Consider the following 22944-nt stretch of genomic DNA (forward strand, 5'->3'; position numbering starts at 1 on the left):
ACTTTTTTCATCCTTTTCAAAAAATTGAATGAGTACCATTAATTCTCCGGTTGAAGCCGTGCGAATCATCAACGTTCGCAACAATCCTTCAACTGCTCTAGCATTGAAAAATGTGAGGTTATTTTCATTGGCAAATCGTTTGATTTCATTCCGAATTTCATTCGAAGGATCTTCTTGTAAATGACAATTTGAAATGTCTAAAATTTTATCCCACATTCTAGGAATATGAAATCCTAGCGCATTTTTATTTTCAAATTCGGTTCCCGATTGGATTTCAGCATCGGTCATCCAACGGGCATTGGAGAAACCAAATTCCATTTTATTGCGGTAAAACAATTGTTTTGCAGAACCTAGGATGGGTTCAAAGTCGGGTAGGTCTATTTTACCAATTCGTTTTAAGTTGTTGTAAACTTCTTGATTTTTGTAAAATAGTTGTTGGCTGTACTTCATGTTTTGCCATTTACAACCCCCACAAACACCAAAATGATCACAAACAGGTTCGATACGGTGTTCCGAAAATTCATGAATTTTGATGGCTTTACCTTCGTAGTACGCTTTTCTTTTTTTCATGGTTTGCACATCGACTACATCGCCGGGTACAACATTTGGAAGAAATATTACTTTACCATCGGGTGCTTTTGCCACCGATACACCTTTTGCACCTGCATCAAGGATTTTTACGTTTTCGAATACGATTTTATCTGTTCTCTTTTTTCCCATGAAGCAAAAATAAGAATTGTTGGGTGGATTTGATAGTATTTTTTACATTTATAGCAAATTTCAATAAAGTTATGAAAACGCATTTAGCATTTTTACGAGGGATTAATGTTTCTGGACACAATATGATTAAAATGGATACTTTGAAAACCGTTTTGGAAAATGCAGGTTTTCAAAATGTTCGAACCTTTATTCAATCGGGAAATGTATTTGTAGATTCGGAAGATGAACATGGTGCTAGTGTAGGTTTTAAAATCAAACACGAAATTTTTAAAGAATTGGGATTGGAGGTTCCGGTTGTTGTGGTCTGTAAAAACGATTTGGAGGCTTGTTTGAAAAATAATACTTTTTTAACGGAAAAGAACTGTGATTTAAAAAAAATGTACGTGGCATTTGTCTCTAAAGAATTACAAGGGAGCGCAATCAACGATTTAAAAATGAGTCAATTCAAACCCGATGAAGCAAAAATAGACCTCAGTCGTATTTATATTAAATATGCAGTTGGTGCTGGAAAAACAAGACTGGATCAAAAATATATTGAAAAGAAACTAAATGTTGTGGCTACGATTCGGAATTGGAATACAGTTTCTTCGTTGTTGGAAATGTTTGAGTTGGGAGTTGAGAGCACGAGTTAAAAAGTTAAGTATTTTTCTTCCAGCATCCTGCAGTTATCTTACAACAAAAATTGTTACTTTTGCTTAATGGGTTGATTTCTCACCAAAAGAAGGAATACTTGGATTACAATTTATTCAAATGGAATTATGTTAGTATCAGAGAAAACAAATTCATCGGAAGCCATAGCGTTAGAAGAACAATATGGTGCGCATAATTATCACCCATTGCCAGTTGTCTTGAGTAGAGGAGAGGGTGTTTATGTTTGGGATGTAGCGGGCAAAAAATATTTTGATTTTTTATCGGCTTATTCGGCTGTAAATCAAGGGCATTGTCATCCTAAAATAGTTAACGCCATGGTACAACAAGCCCAAACGTTAACGCTTACTTCGCGAGCTTTTTATAATGATAAATTAGGTGTTTATGAGGCTTATATAACAAGATATTTTGGGTTTGATAAAGTACTTCCCATGAATACAGGTGCTGAAGCTGTTGAAACGGCTTTAAAATTGTGTAGAAAATGGGCCTATGAGAAAAAAGGAATCCATGAGAATGAGGCACAAATCATTGTATGTGATGGTAATTTTCACGGCCGAACTACCACAATTATTTCGTTTTCAAACGATGAAAATGCACGTAAGAATTTTGGACCTTATACAGCTGGATTTATAAGTATTCCTTATGATGATATTGTAGCTTTAGAAAAAGCAGTCGCTTCATCAAAAAATATTGCTGGTTTTCTGGTAGAGCCTATACAAGGTGAGGCGGGAGTTTATACTCCTTCAAATGATTTTATGAAGCGCGCTAAAGTAATTTGTGAAGCCAATAATGTTTTGTTTATCGCTGATGAGGTACAAACAGGTATAGCGAGAACGGGTTCGTTGCTTGCGGTTTGTGGTAATTGCACTTGTGAATCCAATTGTGAAAAACAAGCTACTTATGTACAACCCGATATATTAATATTGGGGAAAGCCTTATCGGGTGGAGTGTATCCTGTTTCTGCAGTATTAGCCAATGATCACATCATGAATGTGATTAAACCCGGTCAGCACGGTTCTACATTTGGAGGCAATCCAGTTGCAGCTGCAGTTGCTATGGCTGCTTTAGAGGTGGTTTTGGATGAAAAATTAGCTCAAAATGCAAGAAAATTGGGAAACATTTTTCGTAATGAATTGAGTGCATTTATTGCTACTTCCAATGTGGCAACCTTGGTTAGAGGGAAAGGTTTACTTAATGCTATAGTCATTAACGACACAGAGGAAAGCGATACCGCTTGGAATATTTGTATGCGATTGGCTGAAAAAGGACTTTTGGCAAAACCTACTCATGGTAATATTATTCGTTTTGCACCTCCTTTAGTCATTACTGAAGCACAATTAAGAACTTGTGTGGCGCTTATCATTGAAACACTAAAAGAATTTGAAAACTAAGAATGTCATGTATAATAAAAATCCTGCAAGTGCAGGATTTTTTGTTTATAGTCGGGCTAAAGCCGATTCGTATTTGTCGTTAACTACTTTCCAATCGATGACATTAAAAATAGCAGTCAAATAGTCATTTCTTTTGTTTTGGTAACTTAAATAATAGGCGTGTTCCCAAACATCAATCGCTAAGATTGGAGTGCCTCGTACTTCTGCATTCGGCATCAACGGATTGTCTTGGTTTGAAGTGCTGGTTACGGCCAATTTACCATCGCTTTTTACCACAAGCCAAACCCAACCACTGCCAAACAGACTATTTCCAGCTTCAGTTAATTGTGTTTGCAAAGCATCAAAAGATCCCAATTCGGAAGAAATGGCTTCAGCTAATGCCCCACTTGGCGTACCTCCTGCTTTTGGTCCAAGTATTTCAAAAAATAAATTGTGATTGTAGTAGCCACCTGCATTGTTTCTAAGGGATTTGTTGTTTACATTTAAATTGCGTAAAATATCTTCAATGGATTGAGTAGCAAGATTCGTGGTATCTACTTCTTTGTTTAATTTATTAGCATAATTTAAATGATGTTTAGCGTAATGCAATTGCATGGTGCGCCCATCAATATGAGGTTGTAAATCATCGTAGGCATATTTTAAGCCTTTCATTTTAAAAGTACCACCTTCGCTGACTTTTACTTCTGCCGGATTGCCATAGGCAGTTTGTGTGGTTTCGATTTCTGGATCTGGAATTTGAACTTCTTCTAAATCATTTCCTCCTCTGCAACTTAGCAACAGTATAAAGAGAAATGATGCGGATACTAATGCTTTTTTCATGTTATAGATTTCGTTCTTTTAATAAGGAATTGATGATCTCAATATATTTTTCTTTAGCTTCATCGGCTGTCAAATGCTTGACTTGCATCCAGGCATTTAATTTAAAGGCATTAATTAAATCTTGTGGATTTTGATAATGTGTTTGGTTAGCACTTTCAGAACAAGCTTGCTTATATAAGCCATACAAAACGAGTTGCATATCCTGGGGCACCGATTCTTGTGGAATGAGTTGTGCGTTTGAAAATGCTTCGTCAAAAAGTGTATTTAAGTCCTTCGTACTCATGTATTATGCCTTATTACAAATCACGGTTTTGTTTCCAATGGCTTTATCGCCAATTTTTACACTTACTTCGGTGCCTATTGGTAAATATAAATCAACGCGAGATCCAAATTTAATGAATCCAGCATCTTTACCTTGAATCACTCTCATGCCTTCTTGTGCATAGTTAATAATTCGACGTGCAAGAGCACCAGCAATTTGTCGGTATAATACTTCTCCAAAAATACGATTGTCTATAACAACTGTTGTTCTTTCGTTTTCTTCACTTGCTTTTGGATGCCAAGCTACTAAATATTTACCTGGATGGTATTTGCTGTATTTTACTATCCCATTTAAAGCATATCGTGTGACATGTACATTAATGGGTGACATAAAGATGGATACCATTAAGCGTTTGTCTTTGAAATATTCAGGTTCGAAAACCTCTTCGATTACCACTACTTTTCCATCTACGGGGGCTAAAATATGATGATCGCTATTGTCGGCCACTCGAGTTGGATTTCTAAAAAATTGCAAGATCAATAAAAGGAATGCGAGTACACTAACCTGAATTGATTTCAATAACCAAAAATTATCTTTTATTAAGAAATCAGCCAAAAATATTAGTCCGACTGAAATTATTAAAGAGATGAAAATTATTTTTGAGCCTTCTTTATGAAACATAATATAAAATTAAATAAAATAAATTAATAAATGGAACGACAAATATAATACTATCTAATCGATCTAGAATACCTCCATGACCAGGCATGATATTGCCACTGTCTTTTACACCAGCAACACGTTTAAATTTAGATTGGATTAAATCACCTAATGTGCTGAAAATACTTACAATAATAGCAATTATAATCCAAATATATAAGATTGTAGATTCGATATAAAATTTAGACAATAAGACACTTGCAATACAGGTAAAAACTATTCCACCCATAAAGCCTTCTGTAGTTTTCTTAGGAGAGACACTTGGGAACAATTTATTTTTCCCAAAGTTTTTCCCTACTAAATAAGCAAAAGTGTCGTTGGTCCAAATCAATACAATAATTGAGATAAGTATTTTCGGATTGTACCCTTTTTTTCCTAAAGCCACATAATTGGTTAGGATGAAGGGAATGATAATGTATCCAACTAATAACAAATAGCGTGTACTACTCGTGAAAGTCGTTTTTTGAAGCGAAAATAAATAGAACAGTAATTTGATAGAAATTAGAATGGCCCCAAAAACAATAAAAGTTTTTAACGGTATGTCGTTACTTTTATCCCATAAAAAATAATAGGCTATGCTAGCTAATGGAATAGAAATAAAATAATTTAATTGGGTCATTTTGCAAAATTCGTAAACCCCAATAAGTAGAAAAACACCAAAAAGTATAGCTAAACTTTGTTTAGAATAAGAAATGCAGCCCAACAATAATAAAACATAAACGGCTCCAGATAGTGCTCTTTTCAGCGTTTCATTCATGTTATAAATCTTCTAATAGAAGTAGGTATAGATTTTTATGGCAACTACCATAGTGTAAAAAGTCTTGCTCTTTTACTTCTTCAAAGTATTTTATAGTGGTAATGTTGGTAGGATAATCTTTTTCGTGTTTGTTTTTGATCACGCGTAAACCGTCTCCTTTTGAAACAACAAGTTGACTGGTAGTAGCAAAAACAATCATATTTGTTGGCAATTCGTTGGGTTTAAAATGTTTTAATTGTAACGAAGAGAATAAGATCGATCCTTCATCGGCAATTAAGTTTTCACAAAACGAAAAGAAAAATTTGGGGTTTTTAGAATTTGTATATTCTAATTTATTATCGTCTAATAAATAAAATAATCGGGAATCAAAACATTGAGCCTCAGATTCAAACCAATCGTTTTCTGCTAAAATATTTTCAAAATTTTCTGAAATTTCGGATAAATTCTCACAATAAATAAATTTACCTCCATTTGCTTTAAAATTGAAAGTAAACTGTTCGTCTATTGGTAAATTAACGTCTGGAGAATACGGACTTTTATCGTCGGATTTTTCCTTAGGGTCAGTTTCTTCACCAGAAGTTCCAAAAAATTTTCTAAAAAGACTCATCAATCGTCGTTAGGTATTTTAATCAGTAAAAATCAAAGATAAAAAAAAACTTAATTCAATGGTGTTGGAATTAAGTTTTTTATTAATATTAATTTGTTGATAAGTCTTCGTTTGCCTTAGGTTCTTCGACTGTTGTTTCTTTGTCAAAAGGCCTTTTTCCGAAAATGGTTTCTAAATCATCTTTAAATATGACTTCTTTTTCAATAAGTATATCTGCTAGCTCAATCAATTTGTCTTTATGATGCGTTAGTAGCCCAATTGCTCGTTGATATTGCTCTTCAATCAATTTTGAAATTTCGCTATCAATAACTCGTGCTGTATCTTCCGAATAGGGTTTTGAAAAGCTATAATCAGATTGTCCTGATGAATCATAATAGGTAATATTACCCAATTTATCATTCAATCCATAAATTGTTACCATGGCTCTTGCCTGGCGTGTTACTTTTTCCAAATCGCTCAAGGCTCCGGTTGAAATTTTGTCAAAAATGACACGTTCTGCTGCTCTCCCCCCCATAGTGGCACACATTTCATCCAGCATTTGATCCGGGCGAACAATTAAGCGTTCTTCAGGTAGATACCATGCGGCACCTAAACTTTGTCCTCGAGGGACGATGGTTACTTTGACTAGTGGTGCTGCATGTTCTAGCATCCAACTCACAGTAGCATGTCCCGCTTCGTGGATTGCAATGGCTCGTTTTTCATCGGGTGTAACAATTTTATTTTTCTTTTCTAATCCACCTACTATACGATCTACGGCGTCTAGAAAATCTTGCTTATCTACAGCTTTTTTATCATTACGTGCCGCAATTAAGGCAGCTTCGTTACAAACATTGGCGATATCAGCACCTGAAAATCCAGGAGTTTGTTTCGCTAAAAATTCGGTATCCAATTCCTCTGATTTTTTCAAAGGTTTTAAATGCACTTCAAATATTTCTTTACGCTCTCTAATGTCTGGTAAATCAACATAAATTTGTCGGTCAAAACGTCCGGCACGCAAAAGAGCTTTGTCCAAAACATCAGCACGATTGGTAGCGGCTAAAACAATTACATTGGAATTGGTTCCAAAACCATCCATCTCTGTAAGTAATTGATTGAGTGTATTCTCTCTTTCATCATTAGCACCCGTCATGTTGTTTTTACCACGAGCTCTACCTACTGCATCAATTTCGTCAATAAAAATGATTGCTGGTGATTTTTCTTTGGCTTGTTTGAATAAGTCACGAACACGAGAGGCTCCAACCCCAACAAACATTTCTACAAAATCAGAACCTGATAATGAGAAGAAAGGGACATTGGCTTCTCCGGCAACAGCTTTAGCTAATAAAGTTTTTCCAGTTCCGGGAGGTCCAACAAGAAGAGCGCCTTTCGGAATTTTTCCACCAATAGAGGTGTATTTTTCAGGATTTTTTAAGAATTCAACAATTTCTTGAATCTCTTCTTTTGCGCCTTCTAATCCGGCAACATTTTCAAAAGTGATTCGAGTATCATTTTTCTCATCAAATAATTTTGCTTTGGATTTACCAATACTAAAAATTTGGCCACCACCTCCAGAACCACCTGACATTCTGCGCATCATGAATATCCATAAACCACCTAATAATATTACGGGAAGTAGTAATGAAATAATGTCGCCCCACATGCTTTCTGGTTCTTTTTCGTATTCACCTATTTTTCCAGCCGCTTTTGCTTTGGTAAGATTGTCTTGAAAGGCTTTTGCATCTCCAATTTCTGTCGTATAATGAGGTCCTTTAACATTCAATTTTCCGGTAACATCGTTTTTGACATCGGCATGAACTTTATTGGCTAATGCCGATTTTTTCAAATAAATAGTAGCATTCGTATTGTTGAATGTAACTTTTTCTACTTGTCCAGCTTCGATGAAATCATTAAACTTTGACAAACTGGTTTTTCCAGGATTGCTAAGGTTTAACCCGTCGGTTAATAAACTAATTGTAAAAAAAACAACTAGGACAAGTACAATACTCATCCACGGACTAAATTTAAAGCCAGAATTATTGTCGGATTTTTGTGCCATAAAATTATTTAGTATTTTGTATCAATAGTTGTGATTTTTGCATCACCCCATAAACTTTCAATTCGGTAATATTCTCTGATGTGTTTTTGAAACACATGGACTACAATATTTACATAGTCCATTAAAACCCATTCACCATTTTCTGCGCCTTCTACGTGCCAAGGTTTGTCTTTCAACTCTTTTGAAACCACCTTTTGAATAGATCCTACAATCGCATTCACTTGTGTATTTGAATTTCCATTACAAATGACAAAGTAGTCACAAACAGTATTGTCAATTGCTCTTAAATCAAGAATGTCTATATTTTCTCCTTTTACGTCTTCTATTCCTTTAATGATGTTTGCTAATAGGTCATCATTATTAATCTGCTTCTTCGCCATTTATTATTTTTGAATTTATGCAAAGGTATCAAATTTTGTCATTAATTTTGAACCTTAACATAAGATTAAAACTTATTATACGAAATGAAGATAATCAAACTCAGTGCCATAGATTCCACCAATCGTTTTTTGAAGCAATTAGCTCAGGAAACGAACCCGGAAAATTATACGATTGTGGTAGCTGAACGGCAAACTGAGGGCAAAGGACAACGCGGGGCTTCCTGGATATCTGAAAGCGATAAAGGGCTAGCCTTTAGTTGTTTGTTTAATTATCAAGCAGGAGTTTTATCGGATATTTTTGTGCTCAATTGTATTGCAGCTTTAAGTGTTGTATCTGTTTTACAAAGGATGAGTTCCATCGATTTTTACATAAAATGGCCTAACGACATTTTGGCAGAGCAAAAGAAAATTTGCGGTATTTTGATTGAAAATAGTATTAAAAGCACAACTGAGATCCAGTCAATCATTGGAATAGGGATAAATGTCAATCAAACACAATTTGATCAATTGCCTCAAGCTACTTCCTTGGCGATATTAGAAAGAAAACCTTTTGATAAAGAGTTGCTGTTGTTGCAAATTGCTAAAGAATTAGTGCATAATTTAGAAAAGTTGCATCAAGTAGGTATTGATTATTTTTGGGACTGCTATCATGAAAAATTGTTTAAACGCGGAATGGTTTCAACATTTGAAGATGTTCAAGGCAATCGATTTGTTGGAAAAATTGTTTCGGTAACTAAAGAAGGAAAATTACATGTTATCTTAGAACAAGATCAGCAAGCTTTTTTTGATATTAAAGAAATAAAAATGTTGTATTAATTAATGACTAGGAAAAATACGTGAATCCTTTGTTAAACTTTTTTAAAAACTATTCCTTTTAAGTACATTTGTTGCAATTTAAATTGTATTCCAAAAATCTCATGGAAAAAAAATTAGCCTCCTTTTTGTTTTCGACTCGTTTAATGGCAGTATTGTTTCTTCTTTTTGCAGTAGCAATGGCAGCAGGTACCTTTATAGAAGATGCCTACAATACAGATACAGCTAGAGTAATTATTTATAATTCTTGGTGGTTTGAAGCCATAATGGTGTTCTTTGTTATCAATTTCATCGGAAATATCAAGCGGTATCAATTGCATAAAAAAGAAAATTGGGCGACCCTTTTATTGCACCTGTCTTTTACTCTAATTATTGTAGGTGCTTTTGTAACGCGATACATCAGTTATGAAGGAATGATGCCTATACGAGAGGGAGAAACAGCTAATGTAATTTATTCAGATAAACCGTATTTAACTGTTTTTGTGGATGGTGAATACAAAGGAGAAGCCAAACGTAAAACGTTTGAAAAGGACTTAATTTTTGCGCCAGAAGTTAAGGAGGATGCTTTTTTGAATCTATTCGCTAGCAATGATTTTTCATTGGGTGGTGAATTCAACGCAATACCTTTTGAAGTAGTTCATCAATCCTTTATTTTGAATGGAAAAGAAACGGTTAAGCCTTCCAAAAAGGGAGCATTAATGCTTAAAATGGTGGAGTCGAGTGGGGGAACCCGTCATGAACATTATTTGAAAGCAGGCGAAGTTCAAAACATTCACAATGTATTGTTTGCCTTTAACAAGTTTACCGAAGGTGCAATCAACATAACAATGGAGGGTGATGCTTATACTATTCAATCGCCATTTGATGGAAACTTTATGCGCATGGCTGATAAGTTTCAAGGACAAGTTACTAAAAATACCCCACAAGCACTTATGCTGCGTTCTCTATATAATATGGGAGGAGCTCAGTTTGTGTTTCCTGAGCCTGCTATGAAAGGCGAATTAGTTCTAGAATCAAATAATGATTTCAAAGACAAAAAAACCGATGATGCACTAGTGGTGACAATCAAAAGCCAAGGCAAAGAAGAAACCGTTACACTGGTGGGTTCAAAAGGAAAACAAGGTATTCCACAAAGCGTAAAAATTGGGAAGTTAGAGTTTACTTTATTCTTTGGAAGTAAAATATACACGACGCCTTTTGAAATTACATTAGATGATTTTGTTGCAGATAAATACCCTGGAACCGATAAAAGTTATTCGGCCTTTAAAAGTAAAGTTACGTTGGTAGACAGCGATAACAAGATCAATCGTAAAGACAGTATATTTATGAATCATGTGCTCGATTATGAAGGGTATCGCTTTTTTCAAGCCGGTTTTGATCCCGATGAAAAAGGAACGCAATTGTCTGTGAGTCACGATTATTGGGGAACTTGGATAACCTATATTGGTTATTTTTTACTGTATTTTGGCTTGATGGCTATATTATTCAACAGCCACACCCGATTTGCTAGTTTGAAAGAAAAGTTAGAAAAAGTGAAAGCGAAGAAAAAAGCATTTTTAGGTTTATTATTGTTGTTGTGTGCGCCTGCTTTTTCTCAAAACAACACCCCACCTTCAAAAGAAGCTGCCTTGAAGTTACTCAAAGAACATTTGGTTTCTGAGGAACATGCAGCAGAGTTTGGAAAATTAGTCATACAAGATGCAGGACGCATGAAGCCGCTCAATACTTTTTCATCGGAATTGCTTCGAAAAGTGTCTAAAAGTGATACCTACGAAGGTATAAATTCGGACCAAGCCTTAATTTCGATGACGCAATTTCCAGAATATTGGTATAATTTACCCATTATCTATTTGAAACGCGGCAATGACAGCATTCGAAAAATAATTGGTATTGATAAAGATGCAAAATATGCGCCCTTAGTTTCCTTTTTTGACGAAAAAGGAGGGTATAAATTGGCTAACTATTTAGATGCTGCCTACAAAGAACCTGTACCCAATCAATTCCAAAAAGATTTTATTGATGCGGATAAAAAAGTAAACTTGTTTTATTCGGCTTTAAGCGGACAAATATTAAAGGTATTTCCGGTTCCAGGTGATACTTCTAACAAGTGGTTGTCCTATCTCGAAATCAGTCATCCAACAGGTACAGCCTTAGATTCCATCAAAAACATCGTTCCATTTTATTTGAATGCTGTAGATCGAGCTACGGTAAATGGTGATTATAAATTGCCCAATAGCTTACTCAAAGGATTAAAAGCCTATCAAAAGAAATATGGGAAAGCTGTTATGCTCTCAGATCGTAAGATAAGTTCAGAAATTCTTTACAACAAATACGATATTTTCAAACGATTGTTTTATTTGTACATGTTGGCGGGCGTCTTAATGCTTGCTTTCTGTATTGTTCAAATATTTAAGGATACCAGTTTTATTCGAACCACGATCACCATTTTTCATGGATTGATCGGTTTGTTTTTTGTATTGCATACCTTGGGATTGGCAGTTCGATGGTATATATCCGGGCATGCGCCATGGAGTGATGCCTATGAAAGTATGATTTATGTGGCTTGGGCTACCATGTTTTTTGGGTTGGCTTTTGGAAGAAAATCAAAATTGACTGTAGCTTCTACCGCATTTGTAGTTTCCATTATTTTGATGGTGGCGCATTGGCAATGGATGGATCCTTCTATTGGTAATTTACAACCTGTTTTGAATTCCTACTGGTTGATGATTCACGTGGCTGTTATTGTGGCGAGTTACGGACCGTTTACTTTAGCTATGGTATTGGGTTTGGTAGCTTTGTTTTTAATGATATTTACCACTGCCAAAAACAAAGAGAAAATCAAATTAAGTATCGACGAAATCACCTACATTAACGAAATGGCCTTGACAGTAGGATTGGTTATGTTAACCATAGGAAATTTCCTTGGAGGACAATGGGCCAATGAGAGTTGGGGACGTTACTGGGGTTGGGATCCAAAAGAGACTTGGGCGTTGATTAGTATAATGGTATATGCTTTTGTTATACATGCGCGTTTTGTTCCTGCATTACGAGGCCGTTGGATTTATAACGTGATGAGTGTTTTAGCATTTGCTTCGATTTTGATGACCTATTTTGGTGTGAATTTTCACTTGAGTGGATTGCACAGCTATGCTTCGGGAGAAAAGCAAAATGTAACGTATTATTTTGTCATTCTTGCAATTGTATTAGTGATTGCAACTGTAGCCTATTTTCCGTATAAAAAGCATTTAAAAAAATAATTTCATGAAAAAATCATTCACACTTTTTATGGTCCTAACTTCTTTATGGAGTTGTCAAAATCAGGCACAGCAAACAAGTTCAAATCCAATTGAAATTCCAATGAAAAAAGAAACTATCTATCAATTTAATGTACAAGATTTATCGGGTAATGCATTCGATTTTGCAGCATTAAAAGGAAAAAAAATCATGATTGTAAATACGGCTTCGGAATGTGGTTTAACACCACAATATGAGCAATTACAAACTGTTTATGAAAAGTATAAAGACCAAAATTTTGTAATTGTAGGGTTTCCAGCCAATAATTTTGGATCGCAAGAACCAGGAAGTAATGCGCAAATAGCTGCCTTTTGTCAAAAAAATTATGGAGTTTCCTTTCCAATGATGGCTAAAATTTCTGTGGAAGGAAACGATCAACATCCCGTATATCAATTTTTAACACAAAAAGCTAAAAACGGATTGGAAGATAGTGATGTGCAATGGAATTTTCAAAAATATCTAATCAATGAAAGTGGTGAATTAGTCAAAGTAGTGTCGCCTAGAACACTACCAACTGATGTCGAAATCATCAATTGGATTGAAGGGAAATAAACAAAAAACTATCAATTTTTAAATTCTAAATTCCAATTTAGCACATTTTTGGAATTTGGAATTTTTTTATTGGAATTTTCCTAAAGCATCTTCTGCATAATAACCGAATGTAACCATCGGTTAAATTTGAAACCAGATTCTTTGATAAAACCTACTTCATCAAAGCCAAATTTTTTGTGGAAATCAATGCTATTGGTGTTTTCAGCGTCAATGACTCCAATAAGCGTATGTAATTTCTGTTGTGCAGCTCGTGCGATCAATTCAGTCAAGAGTAACTTTCCAATGCCTTTTCCAATTTGGTCTTTGTGTGCATAAACAGAATGTTCTGCGGTAAATTTATAGGCTTCTCTGAATCGAAATTCACTGAAATATCCAAATCCAACAATTGTTGCATTTTGTTCTGCAACCAATACAGGAAAACCTTTCTTAATTTTTTCTTCAAAAATTGCTTCTTGCGAAGCTAAGCTTCTTATATTGTAATCGTATAACGCTGTTGAATTTAGAATGGCATCGTTGATGATTTCTAAAATAGCATTACAATCTTTTTTTTGATAGTCTCTTATTTTTATGTCCATTTCGTAAAGAAATTATGGAGTAAAAGTACTAAAAACCTTTTCAACTTCGTAACTTTGTCTTTCAGTTATTTTATTAAAATGAAGTACCCAAAAATTCCTTTGGCGCAAAGCATTCTTGAAATTTGCCAACACAAAGGGGTGAAACATATCGTAATTTCTCCGGGCTCTAGAAATGCGCCACTGACTATTGGGTTGACAAATAATCCCTATTTCACTTGTTATAGTATAGCCGATGAACGGTCGGCTGCTTTTTTTGCACTCGGAATTGCGCAACAGATGCAGGAACCCGTTGTGGTTGTTTGTACGTCTGGTTCGGCCGTGTTGAATTATTATCCCGCATTTGCTGAAGCTTTTTACAGCCAAATTCCTTTGGTGGTATTATCGGCAGATCGACCCCAACATAAAATAGATATTGGAGACGGACAAACGATTCGGCAAGAAAATGTATTTGCAAATCACAGTTTGTTTAATGCTAATTTAAACGAATGGGCTTCGGAAGCGAATGATACAATGATTCAACAAGCGCTATTCGCAGCGGTTCATCAAAAAGGCCCCGTACATATTAATGTTCCTTTTGAAGAGCCACTATATGAAACAGTAAGCACTCCAACCTACGCCGCTAAATGGATTGATTCGTTAAATGTTAGTACAGCATTTGTGCTGGAAGATTCAATAGTGGATTATTGGAAAACGGCAACGAAAAAGTTAGTTTTAGTGGGTGAGTTAGCGCCTAATACCCTTCAACAGCAGTTGATAGAAGATTTAGCTAATGATCCTAGTGTGGTGGTGTTGACCGAGAAAACATCCAATATACATCATGTTTCATTTATTGATCAAATTGACACCTTAATTACGCCTTTTAATGAGGAGGAGCTCAAGGCTTTTCAACCCGATATATTACTCACTTTTGGCGGTATGGTTGTATCAAAACGCATTAAATCTTTTTTGCGAAACTACAAACCAACGCATCATTGGCATGTGGATACTATTCGGGCTTACGATACCTATGGAGCGTTAACCAAGCATTTTAATACGGATAGTGCTACTTTTTTGCGTGCTATTTTGCCCCATAAAAAAATAGATAGTAGTTATAAGGCATTTAGTACAACTTTATGGAATGATCGGTTAATTCAACATAATCGTTATACAAAATCGGTTCCTTTTTCTGATTTCAAAGTATTTGATTTTATTTGTAAGAGGCTGCCCAAGAACAGTCAATTGCAAGTTAGTAATAGTTCGGCGATTCGGTATATTCAACTTTTTCCATTAGATTCAACCATCACAGTATACTGCAATAGAGGAACAAGTGGTATTGACGGTAGTACTTCTACTGCAATTGGAGCATCTGTTGTGAATGGAGTGCCTACCATTTTAGTTACAGGTGATATTGGGTTTTTATACGACAGTAATGCATTGTGGAATAATTATTTGCAGCCTAACTTTAAAATCATACTTATAAACAATGGAGGAGGAGGGATCTTTAGAATTTTGCCTGGTCATGAAGAAACGCCAACATTCAACACGTTTTTTGAAACTTCACACCATCTGAATGCTTCGCATTTAGCAAAAATGCATGGATTGGTTTATTTTGAAGCTAACGATGAAATTTCGTTGGCACAACAATATGCTGTTTTTTTGTCCCAAAACGAAAAGCCAAGTATCCTCGAAATATTTACCCCTGAAAAATTAAATGATCAAGTACTTTTAGATTTTTTTAGGAAGTTAGTATAACTGTATTATTCTACTTTAACATACTTAGCTTTACACGTCTCAATGAAAGGATAATTAATGATTAAAATATTTGCTGTTATTTCATAGGTCAACTGCAATTGATTGCAATTGGTTGTCATTATACTTCTGTTACTAATTGAGTACGTTCCTGTAGTTTGTGTAGAAGATGTTGCGGATAGGTCACATAAATTCCCCAAACAATTTATTGTTCCATTTGCTACAAATGTTACTGTTTTAGAACTAACCACAGGTTGAAAAGTACCACTGCCATCTCCAGGATCTGTAAGTACTTCAATAAGTCGCCAAGTACCCACTTCATTTTGATGCATAGCAACTTCTTCAGTTGATGAAGTACAAGAAAGTAATAAAAATAAGCTAATGCATGCTGTAATTATTTTCTTCATTATTAGGGATGAATTAGATATTATCATTTACAAAGTTACAAAAACACAATGAAAGTAATTTGTAATTTGATATACAGATTTCATCAATAAAAAAAGCACTGCGTAATATCAGTGCTTTTATAATTTAAAAATGAAGGTTATATTACATACCACCCATTTGTTGTCTGAATTGTTCCATAGTTACTTTAGTGTAGCCTTCTCCAGAAATAACAAAACAATCCTTTGGTGATTCTTTTGCAAATGAAGTTGCCGTCATGGTCATATCTCCTTGAGGTGTGCTAGTAATAATCTCTAAAGGATAACCCGCTAGTTTTATTTTGGTTTCTTTAATAGGTGTTTGCGGTGCAATGGCTTCCGTAATATAAAAAATAGTTGAAGTTCCATCGATCATCTTAACATTGGCTTTATAACATTTGAAACCCACAATTTCTTTCACATCATTTTTATCATATGAAACATCAGTTGCATTTTCCAAATTTCCAATACCATTATTACTGTTTAATGCTTCTTCACCAGCTTCAATGATTTCATATTTCATGCCCATAACTTCAACAGCCATTTTTGTGTCTTTAACATTTCCTACAGGTGTAATGGTTTTCATCAACATCATGCCGCTCATCATGTTCATTTCTGTAGCTTGTGTTTTTTCATCAAAATGAACGGTTAAAGTGCTTTCTCCCATCATTGCTGCAGCTTCATCGTTTCCTATTAATGCTAATTTATAGGTAACTGATCCTTTTTTTAAGGCTTGTGCATTCATCATAACACCTGCAAGAAGTAAGAAAGCGAATGCGATTTTTGTAAGGTTTTTCATTTGAATTGAATTTAAAGTGTAAAGGTAATCATTAATTTTTCTTTATGAATCGCTCTGTGTATTTTTTTCCATCGGTTGTTATAAGTGTTAATATATAGACGCCTTCTGTTAAATTTGCGATGTTTATCACATTGTTTACTATCGAAACCTTATCGATGACTTTTCCTAGAGGTGTTATGATACTAATTGTTTTAATGGATTGGATGTCAATATTACTAAGCAATAATTTATCAGTTGCCGGATTGGGATAAAGTACCAGTTTTGAATCAGTAAACCCATCTTGATGCAATGGACTAGAGCCTTCAACTACATGTAGCGATTGGTTGATGCTTGGATTATTGATTACATCAACTGTTCCAGACGGCCAACGAATTACCGCACGAGTTATAGCTGTTGCGGTTCCGATACCAAAATGCGCATTTAGCGAACTCATGTGTTTAAAACCTTCACCACTTCTAATGTCTCTAATTTGTTTTCCCCAAGTACCATAAATTTCGATTCGGGCTCCAATCCCATTTCGATTGCTTTGTCCACCTTGTAATGAAAATTTTATCCAATTGTTACCATTTGGTACTGCATAACGAATAGTTGTTCCATTTTGTATATCTAAAAAGCCATCATTATTTAAATCACCTACAGCACCTACGCTTATTCCTGTATAGCTTACGGATGAAAAAGTACTATTGCCTCTGTTGTACATGATTTTACCACCACCACCTAAAACATCGACAAATCCGTTGTTGTCAAAGTCGTATGCAATGTTGTCAATATTGGTAGAAAGGTTGGTGTCCCATCCTGAGCCTACAGTAATATCTGTAAATGCCTCTTCAGTTGTATTAGTAGTATCTAAATTGTTTCTAAAATATTTATGCAAACTTGCACTTGCAGTAATGATGATGTCCATATCCCCATCATTATCAAAATCAGCAATTGCTGAAGACCAGGTTTGAATGGGAGTTACGTTTATACCTGCAACGGCAGAAATATTAGTATAGGTGTTATTGCCATCATATCGATACAATTCACAAGGTGGTCCTGAACATTTGGAAACAAATACATCGCTATCGCCATCGTTGTCAAAATCGGTAAACAAAGTGGCATAATTGCCTGTAGTAGTGGCAATATTCATTGACCCTGGTGTAACAGTCGATTGGAAATACGTTAAATTACCATTACCGTTATTTAAATAATAACAACTGGGTGCAATATCATGGCATACAAATATGTCTAAATTACCATCATTATTTAAGTCAGTAAAATTAGTGCGTTGTGAAAAAATATATTGGCCAGGAACAGTTGCCGTATAATTGGTTCCGGTGCTATTTGAAGTAATTATTGATGCTCCATTTCCATTTCCGAGAACTAAATCATTATAACCATCATCATTATAATCCCCTGCTGCCATGCTCCAGTTGGGGAGAAGTACTGCAGAAGTTGATCCCGTAAATGAAAAATTATGATCGGTCATTGTGAAATTTCCTGGCGTTGTACCTTGATAATGAACGCGCATTGAATTTGCGTTAATCCCAACAATATCGTCTTTGTGATCTCCATTCATATCGACTACGCAAATATTGTATGAACTATTAATAGTGGAAATTGTTTGAGTGGTATACGTTATGGGAATAATTATTGGAACTTGAGTAAGTGTAAAGTCAAAACCAGTTGTACTCCATCGATTGTCCCATACAATATAATATGTTGTGCCAGCAGTTACGTCAAATGATTTTAGGGATAAGTTAGAATTCGAATTTCCGCTGTTACAAGCAATAACACCAGAATTATCATCACTAGTAATACAGGTTAATCCTGTTAAGCAATTCCCTGTATATACACTGAAATTGGTGTCTTTGCAAATATTAACAGCAAGATCAGACGAAACCGTTACGGTAGCGTTAATTGTTGGTGTGTAAGAATACCATTTGGATAAGTTGGCAGAAGAACAAGCTGTACTAATGTTGATTTGATTTAGGGTATTCACCACGGTAGTTCCTGGAACAATTGCTGTTGCTGTTGAGCAAGGATTGTACCCAACTGAAATTTCTGTTAATTGAAAATTAAAACCAGTTGTACTCCAGCGGTTGTCCCAAATAATATAGTAGGTGGTTCCGGCCGTCGCATTAAAGGATGCTCTAGAGAGATAAGACAATCCTGTGGCGTCACAATTTATAGTACCAGAATCATCGTCACTAGTAACACATGTTAATGCAGCACATGTTCCAGAGTAAATTCGTAATCGAGTGTCTTTACAACTATTTTCTACTAAATCTGAACTAACCGTCACCGTATAATTACTAGTTGGTGTGTAGGCGTACCACTCTGCAGCGGATGTGGATTCATTAGTTAAGGTACAATTGACCTGTGGTAGTTGTGTGCCATTAATGGTCCCTACACTATACGTCCCGGCTGTTGTGATCGAAATGGCGGATGCGCAATTGTCTTGAGCTGTAACAATTTCAAAACAAAAAAATAAAATGGATAAAATGTATTTTTTTTTCATAGCTATATTTTTTATCTACAATCTTGTAGTGAGTTAATCCAAGCTTCAACTAATGCAATGCCTTCGGCATGAATAACTGTTCTTCCATGTATCGGCATTCTATACGTTTCGTCAACTGTATTTAAACGGTGGTATAACATGGATTGATTAATCCTTCTTGGGGTAACAATTTTACTCAACTCGGGACTAAAATCTTGCATATCTTGGGTATTTACGCAAACACCCATATTGGTTAAATTGTTATTGGTTTCTGAAAAAGAAAGCGACATAGGGCGATAATCACAATGTCCATCTTGGGTGTGGCAATGCGCGCAATTGATGTCAAAATAGGAACGTACTCTTTTTTCTAAGGGTTGGCTCGTATCGTTATAATCTACTGTTGTATTAGCTGCTGAAGGTAGGTTAAAATTGTTTTCTAAAATACCTAAATCTATCCATTTGGTTAATTGGTTTACGGTTTGACTACCATATGTGAACATTCTATTGAGATTTTGGGGTTTAATACCAATAGGAATATTTTTTTGGCTGTATACGCCATTTATAGTTTGCTTGGTTTTGTGACAAACGATGCATTGAGCTTCATTCGGAATGCGATAATCAATTGTTCGAGTTACATTGTTTTCATCTTGCCAAGAAATATTTTTTATGCTTCCGTTTAAGTCCAGATAAGCCTCTGTTTGTTCTTCATTCCAAACATAGTCTGCGAAAATCCAACCGGTATTTTTACGAATCATAATCCTCGTTTCTATAATTTTTGTAGTGTTTGAAGGAAGTACATGGTCGTAGTAAAATGTTTTTATAATTGCAGATCCCACGGGAAGTTCTAATATAGCGTCATCTCCGTTGAATGTAGCTTTTGCGCCTTTTGGGATCCATACAAAACGTTTTTTATGGGCATAGTCCGTAAATAAAGACGAATTAGGTTCGTATGGAATGACATCCTTTGAAGGAATTTGATTGCTTAAGACACCTGAAAAAAAGTGGTAGTCCGATAATTTTTCATAGGGTACTGTAGTTAAATCAACTGCAACAGGTGTTATAGAAGTATAATCATCATCGTCTTGATCAGTACATGAAAAATAAAGTGATAAGGAAGTAGCAAAAAATAAAAGAATTGCGTATTTTTTTATCATATCATTAAAGTTTATTAAGTTTTGATATAACAAATATAACTTTTTTTTAAAAATAATATACTTTTATTTATTCAATACTACGGTTTTTGAAAGCTGTCTGAAAGTACCACATTGTAATGTGCTAAGTTTTCCAATGCTTCCTCCGATTGGTAATCAAAAGTCATTTCCATAGCCTTGTATTTCTTTTTGTTTTCAATCCGATTGATGCTATCATAAAACCGTCTAACTTCCTCCATATTAGAAAGTATCAATTGGGGAACAGTACTGTTATTTCCGTTTTCATCTTTTGCCACCATAGTAAAATAGCTCGAATTGCAATGTTTTTTAACGCCGGTCTGGATTTGCTCTGAGATCACTCGAATACCCACTACCATTGAAGTTTTTCCAACATAGTTTACGGAGGCTTTTAGGGTTACCAGTTCGCCAATTTCCACTGGATTTAAAAAATCTACAGTGTCAACGGATGCTGTTACACAATAACAGCCAGAATATTTAGACGCACAAGCAAATGCAATTTGGTCCATCAATTTTAATAAATAGCCACCATGAATTTTTCCACTAAAATTGGAATGGGAGGGTAGCATTAATTCGGACAATGTAATTTTTGAAGCGGCAACTGTATTGGCGGTATGCATGATTTATTCGTTTAGTTCTAAAGAATCATTAGTGTCGTTTTCAGCTCTCTTTAACACCGATTCGGGTAAAGATTTTTTGGCTTTAGCGCCCATTTTTTTTAATTTTTCTACACTAGTGATTAAATTACCTTTGCCTTCAGTTAGTTTATTCATGGCTGCACCATATTCAATTTTGGCTTCGTCCATTTTTTTGCCAATTTTAATCAAATCCCCAACAAATCCTTCGAATTTATCATACAAGGCTCCTGCTTGACGCGCGATTTCTAAAGCATTTTCTTGCTGTTTTTGATTGGCCCACATGCTATCAATAGTACGAAGTGTTGCTAAAAGGGTAGAAGGTGTTACAATCACTATGTTTTTTTCAAAAGCTTTGTTGTATAATGTGGTGTCAACATTTAAAGCAATTGCAAAAGCCGATTCAATTGGGATGAATAACAAGACAAAATCAGGGCTCTCCATTTGGTATAAATCCTGATAGTTCTTATTGCCTAACTGTTCCACATGACGATTGATGGAAACGACATGTTCTTTTAAATGCTGATTTTTTAAGGTTTCATCTTCTTCATTAGTGTAGCGTTCATAGGCTGTAAGCGTTACTTTAGAATCGATAATCATTTTTTTGCCATCAGGCAAATTGATAATCACGTCGGGAAATACTCGGCTGCCGTCTTCTGTCGTATGACTTTGTTGTACAAAATATTCGCGATCTTTTTCTAATCCTGATTTTTCTAAAACCCGTTCTAAAACTAATTCGCCCCAATTTCCTTGCATTTTACTATCACCTTTTAATGCTTTTGTTAAATTAAGAGTTTCTTTACTCATTTGCTCGTTCATTTCGCGAAGGCCAAGTATTTGCTGGCGCAAAGCTGCATGATAGTCGATACTTTCTTTATGTGTATCTTCTACTTTCTTCTCAAAAAGTTGAATGCGGTCTTGTAGAGGTGAAAGAATATTTTTTAAATTCTCTTTGTTCTGCTCGGTAAATTTTACGGTTTTTTCTTCCAGAATTTTATTGGCTAAATTTTCAAATTCTTTGGTGAATTTTTCTTGTAGTTGTTCTACTTCTTGTTTTTGTTCTTTACTGCGTTCCAGAAGATTGTCAAAATCGTTCTCTTTCTTTGCCAAATGAATAGCCAAACTTTCTTTCTCTTTTTGAAGGTTTTCTTTGTCCAAAGTATATTGGAGAACTTGATTTTTAAGCTGTTCGATTTGTTCTAAAAGTCCGTTAATTCGGGCTTCTAATCCAGATTTTTCAGATTGTGAACGGGCACTAAAAAAAAGTTTGCCAAGGAAAAATCCTGCAGCAAGCGCAAAACAAAAAGTTACTAAGATGAAAACAGGATTTGTCATACGAAAAGTTATAAAATGTAAAAATACGGAATTATATCAAACTTCAAATTTGAAAATTGTATTTTTGCGACAAATAAATTCCATGCACCATCATTATCTTATCCACAAGCCTTATGGTTATTTGTCGCAGTTTGTTTACCAACTCAAGCGACCTAAAAAACTATTGGGTGAATTGTATGAATTTCCGCCAAATACAATGGCAATTGGTCGTTTAGATGAAGATTCTGAAGGGTTACTCTTGTTGACCACTGATGGCATGATGAGTGAAATTGTCCGAAGTAAAAAAGTAGAAAAGGAATATTTCGCTCAAGTCGATGGAATGATTACAGAAGCCGCTGTTGAACAATTGAGAAATGGAGTTGAAATTGGAGTTCACGGCAAAAAATACAAAACAAAAAAGTGTAGAGCTTTTAGATTAGATGTTATTTCCAATTTAGGCGAACGTGGAAAAAAGATTCGTGATGAGCGTCACGGCCCTACATCTTGGGTTTCTATCACCTTAACGGAAGGTAAATTTCGACAAGTACGTAAAATGACCTCTGCAGTTGGTTTTCCTACTTTGCGGTTGGTTCGCGTGAGAGTTGGTAATATTCACCTTAACGATTTAAAAGCGGGTCAAGTAATTGAAGTAACACATTTTGATGTCTGAGCTATTTGATTTTAAATTTACCAATAGCTGCATCAAAAGATAAATGTTCCGAATCAAATAACGTATTGAATATCCCACTTTGTATTAAATTACACGGTTGGTCTTGTACGATTTCATGGGGGGTAATGACAATCATCTCGTCCGCCATTTGAATG

The 22944-nt window shown here is 35.1% G+C and carries 22 protein-coding genes; 7 read left to right on the forward strand and 15 right to left on the reverse strand.

The genetic code is table 11. The features are described 5' to 3' along the window. A partial coding sequence (locus tag ACIQ6Z_RS04725; RefSeq protein WP_396209782.1) for a class I SAM-dependent RNA methyltransferase occupies nucleotides 1-720 on the reverse strand: 720 nt, incomplete at its 3' end. 71 nt (nucleotides 721-791) lie between these two features. Here ACIQ6Z_RS04725 and ACIQ6Z_RS04730 point away from each other — a divergent pair. Then, complete coding sequence (locus ACIQ6Z_RS04730) at nucleotides 792-1352, forward strand: DUF1697 domain-containing protein (RefSeq protein WP_396209783.1); 561 nt, start codon at nucleotides 792-794, stop codon at nucleotides 1350-1352. Nucleotides 1353-1478: 126 nt separating this feature from the next. Next, complete coding sequence (gene rocD / locus ACIQ6Z_RS04735; RefSeq protein WP_396209784.1) at nucleotides 1479-2759, forward strand: ornithine--oxo-acid transaminase; 1281 nt, start codon at nucleotides 1479-1481, stop codon at nucleotides 2757-2759. Nucleotides 2760-2804: 45 nt separating this feature from the next. Here rocD and ACIQ6Z_RS04740 read toward each other — a convergent pair whose 3' ends face one another. The 7 genes from ACIQ6Z_RS04740 to rsfS form a co-directional block, all read right to left on the reverse strand. Then, nucleotides 2805-3578, reverse strand: coding sequence for a superoxide dismutase (locus ACIQ6Z_RS04740; protein WP_396209785.1), 774 nt, complete (start codon nucleotides 3576-3578; stop codon nucleotides 2805-2807). Nucleotide 3579: 1 nt separating this feature from the next. Beyond that, nucleotides 3580-3861, reverse strand: coding sequence for an acyl-CoA-binding protein (locus ACIQ6Z_RS04745; protein ID WP_396209786.1), 282 nt, complete (start codon nucleotides 3859-3861; stop codon nucleotides 3580-3582). Between the two features lie 3 nt (nucleotides 3862-3864). After that, a complete protein-coding gene (locus ACIQ6Z_RS04750) occupies nucleotides 3865-4521 on the reverse strand; it encodes a phosphatidylserine decarboxylase family protein (RefSeq protein ID WP_396209787.1) in 657 nt (218 codons plus the stop codon). Next, nucleotides 4511-5317 carry a phosphatidate cytidylyltransferase gene (locus ACIQ6Z_RS04755; protein WP_396209788.1) on the reverse strand — a complete coding sequence of 269 codons (807 nt, stop codon included), beginning with the start codon at nucleotides 5315-5317 and terminating at the stop codon, nucleotides 4511-4513. The genes ACIQ6Z_RS04750 and ACIQ6Z_RS04755 overlap by 11 nt, the downstream gene beginning before the upstream one ends. 1 nt (nucleotide 5318) lies before the next feature. Next, complete coding sequence (locus ACIQ6Z_RS04760) at nucleotides 5319-5924, reverse strand: lactate utilization protein B/C (protein ID WP_396209789.1); 606 nt, start codon at nucleotides 5922-5924, stop codon at nucleotides 5319-5321. 88 nt (nucleotides 5925-6012) lie between these two features. Further along, a complete protein-coding gene (gene ftsH, locus ACIQ6Z_RS04765) occupies nucleotides 6013-7959 on the reverse strand; it encodes an ATP-dependent zinc metalloprotease FtsH (protein WP_396209790.1) in 1947 nt (648 codons plus the stop codon). An 8-nt stretch (nucleotides 7960-7967) separates the two neighbouring features. Next, nucleotides 7968-8339, reverse strand: a complete 372-nt coding sequence (rsfS, locus tag ACIQ6Z_RS04770; protein WP_396209791.1) for a ribosome silencing factor — start codon at nucleotides 8337-8339, stop codon at nucleotides 7968-7970. An 84-nt stretch (nucleotides 8340-8423) separates the two neighbouring features. Between rsfS and ACIQ6Z_RS04775 the strand changes: the two genes are divergently transcribed. From ACIQ6Z_RS04775 to ACIQ6Z_RS04785, 3 genes are all read left to right on the forward strand, one after another. Next, nucleotides 8424-9155: a biotin--[acetyl-CoA-carboxylase] ligase gene (locus ACIQ6Z_RS04775; RefSeq protein WP_396209792.1), complete on the forward strand. Its 732-nt coding sequence runs from the start codon at nucleotides 8424-8426 to the stop codon at nucleotides 9153-9155. Between the two features lie 101 nt (nucleotides 9156-9256). Then, nucleotides 9257-12409, forward strand: coding sequence for a cytochrome c biogenesis protein CcsA (ccsA, locus tag ACIQ6Z_RS04780; protein ID WP_396209793.1), 3153 nt, complete (start codon nucleotides 9257-9259; stop codon nucleotides 12407-12409). Between the two features lie 4 nt (nucleotides 12410-12413). Further along, entirely contained in the window at nucleotides 12414-12998 is a 585-nt protein-coding gene (locus ACIQ6Z_RS04785) for a glutathione peroxidase (RefSeq protein WP_396209794.1), read from the forward strand. An 80-nt stretch (nucleotides 12999-13078) separates the two neighbouring features. Here ACIQ6Z_RS04785 and ACIQ6Z_RS04790 read toward each other — a convergent pair whose 3' ends face one another. Next, nucleotides 13079-13573: a GNAT family N-acetyltransferase gene (locus ACIQ6Z_RS04790; RefSeq protein WP_396209795.1), complete on the reverse strand. Its 495-nt coding sequence runs from the start codon at nucleotides 13571-13573 to the stop codon at nucleotides 13079-13081. 78 nt (nucleotides 13574-13651) lie between these two features. Here ACIQ6Z_RS04790 and menD point away from each other — a divergent pair, with 78 nt between their 5' ends. Beyond that, nucleotides 13652-15304 (forward strand): 2-succinyl-5-enolpyruvyl-6-hydroxy-3-cyclohexene-1-carboxylic-acid synthase, encoded by a 1653-nt coding sequence (menD, locus tag ACIQ6Z_RS04795; RefSeq protein WP_396209796.1) that lies wholly within the window; start codon nucleotides 13652-13654, stop codon nucleotides 15302-15304. Between the two features lie 5 nt (nucleotides 15305-15309). On the opposite strand, the gene ACIQ6Z_RS04800 is transcribed toward menD, so the two are convergent. From ACIQ6Z_RS04800 to rmuC, 6 genes are all read right to left on the reverse strand, one after another. Beyond that, complete coding sequence (locus tag ACIQ6Z_RS04800) at nucleotides 15310-15708, reverse strand: lipocalin family protein (RefSeq protein ID WP_396209797.1); 399 nt, start codon at nucleotides 15706-15708, stop codon at nucleotides 15310-15312. 142 nt (nucleotides 15709-15850) lie between these two features. Then, complete coding sequence (locus ACIQ6Z_RS04805; RefSeq protein ID WP_396209798.1) at nucleotides 15851-16522, reverse strand: hypothetical protein; 672 nt, start codon at nucleotides 16520-16522, stop codon at nucleotides 15851-15853. Between the two features lie 31 nt (nucleotides 16523-16553). Beyond that, nucleotides 16554-19022, reverse strand: a complete 2469-nt coding sequence (locus ACIQ6Z_RS04810; protein WP_396209799.1) for an FG-GAP-like repeat-containing protein — start codon at nucleotides 19020-19022, stop codon at nucleotides 16554-16556. Nucleotides 19023-19033: 11 nt separating this feature from the next. Beyond that, nucleotides 19034-20155 carry a hypothetical protein gene (locus ACIQ6Z_RS04815; protein WP_396209800.1) on the reverse strand — a complete coding sequence of 374 codons (1122 nt, stop codon included), beginning with the start codon at nucleotides 20153-20155 and terminating at the stop codon, nucleotides 19034-19036. A 77-nt stretch (nucleotides 20156-20232) separates the two neighbouring features. Further along, the gene (locus tag ACIQ6Z_RS04820; RefSeq protein ID WP_396209801.1) at nucleotides 20233-20790 is read right to left on the reverse strand and encodes an acyl-CoA thioesterase; all 558 of its coding nucleotides are present in this window, start codon (nucleotides 20788-20790) and stop codon (nucleotides 20233-20235) included. A gap of 3 nt (nucleotides 20791-20793) precedes the next feature. Beyond that, the gene (rmuC, locus tag ACIQ6Z_RS04825; RefSeq protein ID WP_396209802.1) at nucleotides 20794-22140 is read right to left on the reverse strand and encodes a DNA recombination protein RmuC; all 1347 of its coding nucleotides are present in this window, start codon (nucleotides 22138-22140) and stop codon (nucleotides 20794-20796) included. A gap of 82 nt (nucleotides 22141-22222) precedes the next feature. Between rmuC and ACIQ6Z_RS04830 the strand changes: the two genes are divergently transcribed. Further along, complete coding sequence (locus ACIQ6Z_RS04830; RefSeq protein ID WP_396209803.1) at nucleotides 22223-22789, forward strand: pseudouridine synthase; 567 nt, start codon at nucleotides 22223-22225, stop codon at nucleotides 22787-22789. Nucleotides 22790-22944 lie beyond the last annotated feature (155 nt).

Source organism: Flavobacterium sp. (genome assembly GCF_044376915.1).
Lineage (GTDB): Bacteria > Bacteroidota > Bacteroidia > Flavobacteriales > Flavobacteriaceae > Flavobacterium.

Excerpts from the sequence above, each read along its gene's own strand:
- ccsA (WP_396209793.1), top strand. The coding sequence starts at position 9,257 with ATGGAAAAAAAATTAGCCTCCTTTTTGTTTTCGACTCGTTTAATGGCA.
- menD (WP_396209796.1), top strand. The coding sequence starts at position 13,652 with ATGAAGTACCCAAAAATTCCTTTGGCGCAAAGCATTCTTGAAATTTGC.
- ACIQ6Z_RS04820 (WP_396209801.1), bottom strand. The coding sequence starts at position 20,790 with ATGCATACCGCCAATACAGTTGCCGCTTCAAAAATTACATTGTCCGAA.
- ACIQ6Z_RS04755 (WP_396209788.1), bottom strand. The coding sequence starts at position 5,317 with ATGAATGAAACGCTGAAAAGAGCACTATCTGGAGCCGTTTATGTTTTA.
- ACIQ6Z_RS04790 (WP_396209795.1), bottom strand. The coding sequence starts at position 13,573 with ATGGACATAAAAATAAGAGACTATCAAAAAAAAGATTGTAATGCTATT.
- rocD (WP_396209784.1), top strand. The coding sequence starts at position 1,479 with ATGTTAGTATCAGAGAAAACAAATTCATCGGAAGCCATAGCGTTAGAA.
- ACIQ6Z_RS04760 (WP_396209789.1), bottom strand. The coding sequence starts at position 5,924 with ATGAGTCTTTTTAGAAAATTTTTTGGAACTTCTGGTGAAGAAACTGAC.
- ACIQ6Z_RS04730 (WP_396209783.1), top strand. The coding sequence starts at position 792 with ATGAAAACGCATTTAGCATTTTTACGAGGGATTAATGTTTCTGGACAC.
- ftsH (WP_396209790.1), bottom strand. The coding sequence starts at position 7,959 with ATGGCACAAAAATCCGACAATAATTCTGGCTTTAAATTTAGTCCGTGG.
- rmuC (WP_396209802.1), bottom strand. The coding sequence starts at position 22,140 with ATGACAAATCCTGTTTTCATCTTAGTAACTTTTTGTTTTGCGCTTGCT.
- ACIQ6Z_RS04800 (WP_396209797.1), bottom strand. The coding sequence starts at position 15,708 with ATGAAGAAAATAATTACAGCATGCATTAGCTTATTTTTATTACTTTCT.
- ACIQ6Z_RS04830 (WP_396209803.1), top strand. The coding sequence starts at position 22,223 with ATGCACCATCATTATCTTATCCACAAGCCTTATGGTTATTTGTCGCAG.
- ACIQ6Z_RS04815 (WP_396209800.1), bottom strand. The coding sequence starts at position 20,155 with ATGATAAAAAAATACGCAATTCTTTTATTTTTTGCTACTTCCTTATCA.
- ACIQ6Z_RS04745 (WP_396209786.1), bottom strand. The coding sequence starts at position 3,861 with ATGAGTACGAAGGACTTAAATACACTTTTTGACGAAGCATTTTCAAAC.
- rsfS (WP_396209791.1), bottom strand. The coding sequence starts at position 8,339 with ATGGCGAAGAAGCAGATTAATAATGATGACCTATTAGCAAACATCATT.
- ACIQ6Z_RS04775 (WP_396209792.1), top strand. The coding sequence starts at position 8,424 with ATGAAGATAATCAAACTCAGTGCCATAGATTCCACCAATCGTTTTTTG.
- ACIQ6Z_RS04785 (WP_396209794.1), top strand. The coding sequence starts at position 12,414 with ATGAAAAAATCATTCACACTTTTTATGGTCCTAACTTCTTTATGGAGT.
- ACIQ6Z_RS04750 (WP_396209787.1), bottom strand. The coding sequence starts at position 4,521 with ATGTTTCATAAAGAAGGCTCAAAAATAATTTTCATCTCTTTAATAATT.
- ACIQ6Z_RS04805 (WP_396209798.1), bottom strand. The coding sequence starts at position 16,522 with ATGAAAAACCTTACAAAAATCGCATTCGCTTTCTTACTTCTTGCAGGT.
- ACIQ6Z_RS04740 (WP_396209785.1), bottom strand. The coding sequence starts at position 3,578 with ATGAAAAAAGCATTAGTATCCGCATCATTTCTCTTTATACTGTTGCTA.
- ACIQ6Z_RS04810 (WP_396209799.1), bottom strand. The coding sequence starts at position 19,022 with ATGAAAAAAAAATACATTTTATCCATTTTATTTTTTTGTTTTGAAATT.